The organism is Alteromonas sp. G5_S2_22_S1 (assembly GCF_054968525.1).
Window position 1 is genome coordinate 22,676 of sequence record NZ_JBQKUJ010000026.1, and the last position, 8,524, is coordinate 31,199.

Below are 8,524 nucleotides of genomic sequence, written 5' to 3' on the forward strand. Positions count from 1 at the left end.
AAAGGAGTAATTATGTCTTACATCATTACCGAAATAAAACAGCAGTGCCTCACCATAACCCTCAATCGACCAGAAAAGAAAAATGCACTAACCCGCGATATGTACCAAGACATGGCGAACGCCATTTTAGGAATAAAAAACGACGGTATTACTAAAGTTGTTGTTATTAAGGGGGCGGGGGATTGTTTTACCGCCGGCAACGACATCAGCGACTTTGCACAGCAGCAGGATCACGCTCAAGTACCAGAAACCGCTGCTTTTATGCGTGCGCTCACAGCATGTAATTTACCTGTTATTGCGCAAGTTCATGGGTTAGCCGTGGGAATAGGTACAACCCTTTTACTTCATTGTGATTTTGTATACGCCACCCCAGATACCCGATTTGTTCTACCGTTCATCAACTTAGGGCTTGTTCCTGAGTATGCATCAAGTTATCTTTTGCCTAAGGTTGCAGGTCATATCAAAGCGGCAGAGTGGCTTATGCTGGGCGAACCCTTTACCACTGCCGATGCCTATCAATTTGGTATTCTGACTAAGATTGTCGACGCGCAGGAAATAGATCAAGCGGTTCAAACCACGGTAGAAAAACTCGTTGCCAAGCCTTCATTTTCGCTTAAACAAACAAAAGCGCTGTTAAAAGGTGACGGGGAGCGAACAAACCAACAAATGAACGAAGAGTTTGATATATTTTTAGAAGCGTTGGGTACTACCGCAGCCCAAGAAGCGTTTGATGCGTTTCTTAAAAAACGCCCCATTAACCCCGAAAAGTTTAAATAAGAGGAAGTATTATTTTGAGACGCAGTGCTTTGTTCAGAGCTTCAGTAGTAACCCTAGCATTATCTAGTTGTTTTATTTTTGGTGCGAACGCTAAACAAGCTCGCGAAGTGGGTGAGCCAGAAGCGGCAACGGGATACGTCGAGAAACAGGCGTTTGAAGCCAAAGACTATATGGTGGTGGCGGCAAATCCCTATGCGTCTTGGGCGGGAAAGAATATTTTAGAAAAAGGGGGAAGCGCCATTGACGCGGCCGTGGCCGTTCAATCTATGCTTTCTTTAGTTGAGCCGCAATCATCGGGTATTGGCGGTGGTGCGTTTATCCTCTATTGGGATAACAAGAACAAAGTACTTCATACCTTTGACGGGCGTGAAACGGCACCAAAAGCAGTAAATTCTCATTGGTTTATCGAAGGGAACAAACCAATGCGCTGGATAGACGCTGTAGTAGGCGGCAAGTCAGTAGGCGTGCCTGGTGCAGTTAAAGCGCTAGAAATGGCACAAAAAGAGTTCGGCAAGCTGCCTTGGAATACGCTGTTCGACGATACAATCAAAACAGCAGAAGACGGCTTTAAGGTTTCGCCTCGCTTAGCCAAACTGGTTGCGCTAGATTATCACCCAGGGCTAAAGACCTTTCCAGCGAGTTCGACCTATTTCTTTCCAGCAGGCCTTCCTTTAAAAGAAGGCACAGTAAAGAAAAATAAGAAACTCGCTAAAACCCTTAAAGGCATTGCTGAAAAGGGCAGCGACTATTTATTGAAAGGTGAAGTCGCTGAAAAAATAGTAAAAGCGGTGAATAGCGCTGAAATCAACCCAGGTCAGATGACGTTAGAAGATTTAGCAAGCTACGAGCCGGTAAAACGTGAACCTGTTTGTGGCCTATATCACGAAAAACGTATCTGCGGGATGGCACCGCCGAGTTCGGGCGGCGTGAACGTGTATCAAATTTTGAAAATGTTAGAAGGCTTCGACCTTAGCCAGTATGCGCCCGATTCAGTCGAATTTGCGAATTTGTACACGCAGGCAAGCGCACTTTCGTATGCCGACCGTGAAAAGTTTATAGCGGATAGCGATTTCACCAATTTGCCATTTGCTGCCATGATCAATACGGCTTACCTTGAGCGCCGTGCAGAAAGCATTAGTGTTGATAAAGAATGGCGTCGCAAGCGCGCCGGTAATCCATACGCTGACGCAAACGTAGCGCTTGGCACCTCAATGGAGTTGCCTAACACCTCGCACGTTTCAATCGTAGATAAAGAAGGCAATGCAGTATCCATGACCACAAGCATTGAATTCATGTTTGGCTCTGGGATTATGGTAGAAGGCTTTTTGCTAAACAATCAGCTCACCGACTTCTCGTTCTCTCCAACGAAAAATAGATTCCCTGTCCCTAACCGCGCAGAGCCTGGTAAGAGACCTAGAAGTGCTATGAGCCCCACAATGGTGTTCGACAAAGAAGGTAACTTAGAAGTGGTTGTAGGCTCACCGGGTGGCTCGAGAATTGTAAGCTATGTCGCGCAAACGCTAATTGGTGTTTTGGACTTCGGTTTAGACATTCAGCAAGCGATAAACCTGCCTAAAATCACCAATAGAAACGATTATACGGCGTTAGAGAAGGGCACACCTATAGCTGAGCTTGAAGCGCCATTAAAGGCACTTCGTCATAACGTAAAAGTGGTGGATTTAAACAGCGGTCTTCACGGAATTCAGTTTAAATCAGGCAAACTAATTGGCGGTGCTGACCCTCGTAGGGAAGGTATTGCAGTAGGGCGCTAATGACCCGCAATGACCCACTAGTATAAAAAAGTAGTGCGGCAATTTGTCGCAATAGTGGAAAAACGGAAGGTTTTAAACCTTCCGTTTTGTATTCATTCTTTCCATAGTAAACATCAATCATTAAATTGTGATGTAACCTTCAAGATAAGACACTGCTTGACCAGAAATAAGCACACGTTCGCCTGTCACTTCACATTTGACTGTACCACCTCGTTTAGAAGCTTGATAAGCCATAAGTTTTGACCTTCCAAATACTTTTGCCCAATAGGGCGCGAGACCGGTGTGGATAGAGCCTGTGACAGGGTCTTCATCACCACCATTTGCAGGCCAGAAATAACGCGACACAAAATCAAATTGTGAGCCAGGCGCTGTTACTACCACATCATAAGGCGCGAGTGTTTTTAGTTGTTCGCTGTCTTGAATTACGCTTAAAACATCGTCTTCGTCTGAATAAACCGCAAAATAAGCTTGGTTATTTTTTAAAACGCTTTTGGGCTTGATAGAAAGCCCCTGCAGTAACGCTTCAGGTACTTCGCTAACAGGGCTAGGCATTCTGTTAGGAAAGTCCATCTGAATGAATCCATCGTCTTTTTTAACGATTTTCATCATTCCTACTGACTCTGCGAAAAGTGAAATATGTGATAGCTGATAATTTTCGCTAAAAATCACATAGGCAGAAGCCAACGTTGCGTGCCCACAAAAGTCGATTTCTGTCATGGGTGAAAACCAGCGGACAGTAAATACGCCGGTATCGTCTTCAACCAAGAATGCGGTTTCAGACAGGTTATTCTCGGCAGCAATTTCCTGCATTTTTTCATTACTGAGCCATTTACCAGTGATAACAACAGCGGCGGGGTTACCTTTGAATCTTACACTGGTAAATGCATCAACAACGTTAATTTTAATTTTCATACAAACGCGCTTTTTCTATTATTTTTAAAGCTTTGAATTGGCATTACGTAAAATGGGCTGCTATTCGTATCGCCCGTGTTTCCAGTCAGTGCAAGGTCATAAAAGTTTTCGTTGCAGCGCCTGCAATTGTAAGTACTTGGCCAAAACCTGCGTGTCCATTGTCATACTAGTTTTTCTTACCGTCAACGATTATTGGCTTATAAACAAAGCACCTTTAAGGCGTAACTCTACATCGCAATCTAAAACTCGTTTCCCAGATTCTTGCGTGTAATACAGCTTTCCTGTTGTGGAAGCTGACAGTAAAAAGAGCATAGCGTATATTAATGAAAGCGTATGAAATAAAAATTTTCCTTGTTAGACGCCGCTGTCGCGACGGTGCTTTTTGATTGACTCTGAAATAGCATTTGTCTTTTCTTGCGAACGACTCTTACACTTCTTCCTATCTTCAATATGTCCCGTCGAGCAGTTACTGTTCTCACCTTTCATCACTGCCGAAGTGGTGTTGTAGATTGCATCGACACCGTCATTAGGCGTATTGATTGTGCCACAGCCAACAATGGAAAGTGAAAAAAGAGATAATATGAGGTACTTCATTTAGTCAAATCCTTTTAGGTATATAGACTTTTAAATAAGGGGCGCAGGCATGTGGGCTAAAAGTCTAACGAAGTGAGCCAGCCTACTTGTTTGCGTTACAGGCCGCGTAGCGTGCGAGCTTAATTTTTGTTATGTGCCAGCGTACTTTCTACTGCCGCCATAACTTTACTGTGCCCAATAAATAAAACACACCATAAATACAGCATATAAATGAGCTTACTAACCAAAAGGTTATTGAATTCTGATGTACCACAGGGTCTGAAGTCAGAAAGGGGCCAATTAAGCCTGCGATACCACGCAAAAAATAGATGGCTGTGATTAAAGCTAAACAGGTTTTTAGTAGAGGTAATTTGATGATGATGCCTGCACCAGAAAAAGCGTATAAGCCCCAGCCCGTAAGAATTGAGGCAATTACTAAAGTTGCAATTGTGGGGTACGGGTCACCCTGAGCTGCGAGTTGAGCCATGCGTTGACCAGCACCAAAAAAGAGATACCAATCAGGACCGCCGATAATACAACTCATATGAAGTAGTGCAGCCAAGATGCTTAAACTGCCAGCGATTATTAGTTGATTATTCTTGTGCATTCAAATTCCTTTTGGCACATACATGCAGCTATAATGGCGCAAGCCGCTGCATGTATGTGTCCCACTTGAGCGCGTTGTTAGCCGTTTTTACCAATCCTACTGTTTCGTTAGCATTAACCGACGCAAATCTCGCTCCGCACGCATAACAAAAAGAATACGAACCTTTTCATCATCATACTTGTAGAAAACACGACACGGATTTACAACGACTTCACGACAATTGAGGTGTTCCAGTTCTGGTGGGACGCGCCCAGGCTCTGGAAAATCAACCAAACGTTCAACTTTTGTAAAAACGGTTTGCACCAGTTGTTTAGCCGCCACGACATTTTCAAGCGCGATGTATTCAGCAATATCATTCAGATCGGATAGAGCCGGCTCCGTCCAAATTATTTCAACCATTTTGACATTCTGTCCTTAGCATCTTGATGGCTGACCACTTTGCCATCCGCTAGAGCTCGCTCGCCACGAGCAATGCCTTCGAGGATCGCTAAACGATTTTGCATAAATTCATAATCTTCTACATCAATAAGGTAAGCTGACGGCTTTCCGTGCTCAGTTATTAATACTGGCTCTTTCGTATCATGAAGATCGGCAAGGATCTTAGTAGCCTGCCGTTTTAGTGATGTCACAAGTTCTACTTTCATTTGAGCTGCTCCAAAGTAACGTTAAAGTGATACTATTCTGTCACTCTGAGCATGGCAAGTTTTCAAACGGCTAGACACAATGACTCCCTGAGAAATGCTAGCCTCCGCATTTTCGAGGGTTAGCTAACAGCAAAACTGCTCACCAGAGCCATAATTAGTTTGTTCAATACTAAATCAATTTGGAGGCTAGCATGAACAAACATAGCATGATTTTTATCGGGTTGGATACGCATAAAGAGTTTCATGAGGTTGCTTATTGTGAAGAACAGCGTGGAGCGACCCCTGTTCATTATGGGCGTATTCCCTCATCTAAGGTTAGTGTCAAAAAGCTGCTTCGTCAGTTTGAATCTAAATATCCTGGTGCAACACTTCACGTTGTTTACGAAGCAGGGCCATGTGGCTACTGGATATATCGCCTTATTACCAGTCTTGGGCATTGTTGCTATGTCGTGGCTCCGTCTCTTATTCCCAAAAAGCCAAGGGAGCGAATTAAAACTGACCGCCGAGATGCGCTTAAGCTCGTTAGGTCATTAAAGTCTGAAGATCTCACGCCCATCTATGTGCCCGAGCCTGAGGACGAAGCCTTTCGCGACTTATCCCGTACTCGTGAAGCGGCAATGAAGGATTTAAAAGAAGCAAAGTATCAACTCAAAGCCTTATTACTTCTCAACAACATACGTAATGAAGGCACTGCCAACTGGTCGAAGAAGCACCTTCGCTGGCTCACCGAACTGATTTTGCCTCATCCAGCCCAGCAAATTGTCTTGCAGGAACAACTGCAAACCATTGAGGAGCGTATCCGGCGACTGGAAAGGCTGAGCGGTCACCGGGCTACGGCGGAGTGAGTAAGGTAGGCGCTGTTCATTGAGAAATGAATAATCCACGAATACCAGCATTAGAAGCGACGAGATTACTGCCTCATCCGGTGCGTTAGCTCATTTATTTTAAGTGAGAAATAAAGCTAATTATGGACTGAAATAGTGTCAGGGATGCACTCGCTCAGGGTTGACAAAGGGAGTCATACCAACACCCACATAAGGGGCGGTAGTACGTGGGCTAAAATATGGAACGAAGTGACAGTGCCCACGTGTTACTGTCCCAGCGAACGCAGCGAGTGTTAATGCTTTTGTTATACGCAATTTGCTACATCTGTAGCGCATTGCTACAATGTAGCGGCTAACTATTGGGAGACATATTATGGCAACCGCGAGCGTAAGACTAGACCAAGATCTAGTTGAGAAAGCTACCATTATGGGCAAAGCACTAAATCGAACTATGCCAAAACAGATTGAGCATTGGGCAAAGATAGGTGAAATGATGGAAGATAATCCCGATTTGCCATACGAATTTGTGAAACAGGCAATTATTTCTAAAGCTGAAAAAGAGGCTGGAAAATTGGAGCCTTACGATTTTGGCTAAGATTACCAATGTTTTACAGACAGCTAATTTTAAGAGAGCAGTAAAGAAGTTACATCAGAATCAGAAAAAAGACTTGGATAAAGCCGTTAAGGAACTAATGGCCGATCCTCTTCTAGGTGAGCAAAAAAAAGGCGACCTAGCCTTTCTTCGCGTGTACAAATTCAAGATGGTCATGCAGTTAACCTTACTAGGTTACAGCTACGAGGATGGCACTGTAATACTTGAATTGATAGCTCTTGGTTCTCATGAAAACTTTTACCGTGATGTTAAAAAGTTATTATGACCAATTGCGTATAACATTACGCTAAGCGGCGCAGTTGCGTGGGGCATTATGGCGAAGCCGCCCCGCGTGTATGCGTCCCAGCGAACGAAGTGAGTGTGTTGATTGGTTTTTTAGCCCAGCGCACGCAAAACTGCCTTTGGCTCTTTGGCGACCACATTTAACAGCGCTAATGCTGGACCATGAGGAGTTCGGTCGCCTCTCTCCCAATGCCTAAGAGTTGACACACTAATACAAAATTTGGAAGCAAACTCCATTTGTGTTAATCCCAAGCCGTGCCTAATCTTGGCTACATCAACGTGAGGTGGGCGATGTACTTTAGCAGCCACCTTTTTGCCGTCATTAAGATCGATTGCCTCTTGAAGCCCTTGGGCAATACTTTCATATGCATTATTCATAAGCTTTCTCCAATGCTTTCTTTGCTAGAATTTCAACGAGTTTAGCCAATTCATTCCTATCAGCCTTGGACAAATTCGCGCGCTCACTTTTTCCAAACATGGTAAGAAGATATAAAGGAATACGCTCATCGTGATAGTAATAGATAACTCTTACACCACCGCTTTTACCTTTATTGCCTCTACTCCAGCGTAACTTACGAATACCGCCAGTACCTTCCATGATATCTCCCGCTTTTGGGTGCTCAAAAAGATAATCAATTGAGGCTTTACGCTCAGATTCGTAAAGTAATGAATCTGCTCGTTTAATGTATTCAGGTAATTCACTTATTGTGGTAAGCATAACGCTGATTGTAATCCATTGGATTACTTTGGTCAAAGAGAGAAATAAGGGCTAACACCCGCATAACGGGAAAAAATACGTAGGCTACAATACTAAGCGAAGCGCAAGGAGCCTACGTGTTTTTGTCCCAAGGAGCGCCAGCGACAGAGTTAATGCGTTTGTTAGTTGCCGTAAATTCAATAGGTGTGCTAACATTTGTGTGTACATTTCATAAGGAGTTTACCATGGATACCCGTATTCAGTTTAGAGTAGATGAAGAAACTAAACGGCTAGCTCAGATAATGGCCGAAAGCCAAGGACGCACTTTAAGTGACGCTTGTAGAGAGCTTACGGAAGAACTCGCTGAACAGCAACGAAAAATAATTACTCATGATCAGTGGCTTACTGAAGAGGTTAATGCTGCGTTCAGTAAATTAGAGAGTGGGCAAAGCAAGTTTGTCAGTCATGAAGAAGCGAACTTGGACATGGAAGCTCGAAAAATGAAAATTAGGAATAAAGCCAAAAAATGATCTTATGGGAAAAAAGTTCGTTGGACGATCGTGAGGCTATTTTCGAGTTTTTATACGAATTTAACCCATTAGCAGCAGAAAAAACTGATGCAATAATTGAGAAGAAAGTTGAAAACTTGAACCAGCAACCTTTTATGGGAGTGGAGAGAGAGGATATACCGGGAAGACTGTTAATAATTCCAGAGGTTTCAATGATTGTTTCATATTTCATAAAAGACGACATTATTCACATTCTTCGAGTTTTACACCAAAAGCAAAAATTTCCTGTAGGCAACTAGACACAATGACTCCCC

At 43.6% G+C, this 8,524-nt stretch carries 13 protein-coding genes and 1 pseudogene; 7 read left to right on the forward strand and 7 right to left on the reverse strand.

Features of this window, described 5'->3' with window-relative positions:
- Positions 1 to 12: 12 nt before the first annotated feature.
- A complete protein-coding gene (locus tag ACTRWF_RS18690; protein ID WP_071951677.1) occupies positions 13 to 777 on the forward strand; it encodes an enoyl-CoA hydratase in 765 nt (254 codons plus the stop codon).
- Positions 778 to 791: 14 nt separating this feature from the next.
- Positions 792 to 2,549, forward strand: a complete 1,758-nt coding sequence (gene ggt / locus ACTRWF_RS18695; RefSeq protein ID WP_462836024.1) for a gamma-glutamyltransferase — start codon at positions 792 to 794, stop codon at positions 2,547 to 2,549.
- Between the two features lie 120 nt (positions 2,550 to 2,669).
- Here ggt and ACTRWF_RS18700 read toward each other — a convergent pair whose 3' ends face one another.
- The 5 genes from ACTRWF_RS18700 to ACTRWF_RS18720 form a co-directional block, all read right to left on the reverse strand.
- Positions 2,670 to 3,461: a PhzF family phenazine biosynthesis protein gene (locus ACTRWF_RS18700; RefSeq protein ID WP_020746068.1), complete on the reverse strand. Its 792-nt coding sequence runs from the start codon at positions 3,459 to 3,461 to the stop codon at positions 2,670 to 2,672.
- Positions 3,462 to 3,815: 354 nt separating this feature from the next.
- A complete protein-coding gene (locus ACTRWF_RS18705; RefSeq protein ID WP_462836025.1) occupies positions 3,816 to 4,055 on the reverse strand; it encodes a hypothetical protein in 240 nt (79 codons plus the stop codon).
- 148 nt (positions 4,056 to 4,203) lie between these two features.
- A complete protein-coding gene (locus ACTRWF_RS18710; protein ID WP_462836026.1) occupies positions 4,204 to 4,641 on the reverse strand; it encodes a hypothetical protein in 438 nt (145 codons plus the stop codon).
- Positions 4,642 to 4,737: 96 nt separating this feature from the next.
- On the reverse strand, positions 4,738 to 5,040 hold the full coding sequence (locus ACTRWF_RS18715; protein ID WP_462836027.1) for a type II toxin-antitoxin system RelE/ParE family toxin: 303 nt from the start codon (positions 5,038 to 5,040) through the stop codon (positions 4,738 to 4,740).
- Positions 5,028 to 5,285 carry a type II toxin-antitoxin system Phd/YefM family antitoxin gene (locus ACTRWF_RS18720; RefSeq protein WP_012518671.1) on the reverse strand — a complete coding sequence of 86 codons (258 nt, stop codon included), beginning with the start codon at positions 5,283 to 5,285 and terminating at the stop codon, positions 5,028 to 5,030. The genes ACTRWF_RS18715 and ACTRWF_RS18720 overlap by 13 nt, the downstream gene beginning before the upstream one ends.
- A gap of 191 nt (positions 5,286 to 5,476) precedes the next feature.
- On the opposite strand from ACTRWF_RS18720, the pseudogene ACTRWF_RS18725 reads away from it, so the two are divergent.
- The 3 genes and pseudogenes from ACTRWF_RS18725 to ACTRWF_RS18735 all read left to right on the forward strand — a co-directional run.
- Positions 5,477 to 6,103: pseudogene (locus tag ACTRWF_RS18725) on the forward strand (IS110 family transposase); the annotation flags it as partial.
- Between the two features lie 379 nt (positions 6,104 to 6,482).
- On the forward strand, positions 6,483 to 6,704 hold the full coding sequence (locus ACTRWF_RS18730; protein WP_012518669.1) for a TA system antitoxin ParD family protein: 222 nt from the start codon (positions 6,483 to 6,485) through the stop codon (positions 6,702 to 6,704).
- Positions 6,697 to 6,987 (forward strand): type II toxin-antitoxin system RelE/ParE family toxin, encoded by a 291-nt coding sequence (locus tag ACTRWF_RS18735; RefSeq protein WP_462836028.1) that lies wholly within the window; start codon positions 6,697 to 6,699, stop codon positions 6,985 to 6,987. The genes ACTRWF_RS18730 and ACTRWF_RS18735 overlap by 8 nt, the downstream gene beginning before the upstream one ends.
- A gap of 110 nt (positions 6,988 to 7,097) precedes the next feature.
- On the opposite strand, the gene ACTRWF_RS18740 is transcribed toward ACTRWF_RS18735, so the two are convergent.
- Together ACTRWF_RS18740 and ACTRWF_RS18745 are read right to left on the reverse strand one after the other, a co-directional pair.
- Positions 7,098 to 7,382, reverse strand: a complete 285-nt coding sequence (locus tag ACTRWF_RS18740) for a helix-turn-helix domain-containing protein (RefSeq protein WP_012518667.1) — start codon at positions 7,380 to 7,382, stop codon at positions 7,098 to 7,100.
- Positions 7,375 to 7,722: a type II toxin-antitoxin system RelE/ParE family toxin gene (locus ACTRWF_RS18745; protein WP_462836029.1), complete on the reverse strand. Its 348-nt coding sequence runs from the start codon at positions 7,720 to 7,722 to the stop codon at positions 7,375 to 7,377. Before ACTRWF_RS18745 ends, ACTRWF_RS18740 begins: the two co-directional genes overlap by 8 nt.
- Positions 7,723 to 7,946: 224 nt before the next feature.
- On the opposite strand from ACTRWF_RS18745, the gene ACTRWF_RS18750 reads away from it, so the two are divergent.
- Positions 7,947 to 8,231, forward strand: coding sequence for a type II toxin-antitoxin system TacA family antitoxin (locus tag ACTRWF_RS18750; protein WP_013783738.1), 285 nt, complete (start codon positions 7,947 to 7,949; stop codon positions 8,229 to 8,231).
- A complete protein-coding gene (locus ACTRWF_RS18755) occupies positions 8,228 to 8,509 on the forward strand; it encodes a type II toxin-antitoxin system RelE/ParE family toxin (RefSeq protein WP_020743723.1) in 282 nt (93 codons plus the stop codon). Before ACTRWF_RS18750 ends, ACTRWF_RS18755 begins: the two co-directional genes overlap by 4 nt.
- The last annotated feature ends 15 nt before the right edge of the window (positions 8,510 to 8,524 follow it).

What these genes read in the sequence shown, in the direction of transcription:
- ACTRWF_RS18690 (WP_071951677.1), top strand. Translation starts at nt 13, where the DNA reads ATGTCTTACATCATTACCGAAATAAAACAGCAGTGCCTCACCATAACC.
- ACTRWF_RS18700 (WP_020746068.1), bottom strand. Translation starts at nt 3,461, where the DNA reads ATGAAAATTAAAATTAACGTTGTTGATGCATTTACCAGTGTAAGATTC.
- ACTRWF_RS18705 (WP_462836025.1), bottom strand. Translation starts at nt 4,055, where the DNA reads ATGAAGTACCTCATATTATCTCTTTTTTCACTTTCCATTGTTGGCTGT.
- ACTRWF_RS18710 (WP_462836026.1), bottom strand. Translation starts at nt 4,641, where the DNA reads ATGCACAAGAATAATCAACTAATAATCGCTGGCAGTTTAAGCATCTTG.
- ACTRWF_RS18715 (WP_462836027.1), bottom strand. Translation starts at nt 5,040, where the DNA reads ATGGTTGAAATAATTTGGACGGAGCCGGCTCTATCCGATCTGAATGAT.
- ACTRWF_RS18720 (WP_012518671.1), bottom strand. Translation starts at nt 5,285, where the DNA reads ATGAAAGTAGAACTTGTGACATCACTAAAACGGCAGGCTACTAAGATC.
- ACTRWF_RS18730 (WP_012518669.1), top strand. Translation starts at nt 6,483, where the DNA reads ATGGCAACCGCGAGCGTAAGACTAGACCAAGATCTAGTTGAGAAAGCT.
- ACTRWF_RS18740 (WP_012518667.1), bottom strand. Translation starts at nt 7,382, where the DNA reads ATGAATAATGCATATGAAAGTATTGCCCAAGGGCTTCAAGAGGCAATC.
- ACTRWF_RS18745 (WP_462836029.1), bottom strand. Translation starts at nt 7,722, where the DNA reads ATGCTTACCACAATAAGTGAATTACCTGAATACATTAAACGAGCAGAT.
- ACTRWF_RS18750 (WP_013783738.1), top strand. Translation starts at nt 7,947, where the DNA reads ATGGATACCCGTATTCAGTTTAGAGTAGATGAAGAAACTAAACGGCTA.
- ACTRWF_RS18755 (WP_020743723.1), top strand. Translation starts at nt 8,228, where the DNA reads ATGATCTTATGGGAAAAAAGTTCGTTGGACGATCGTGAGGCTATTTTC.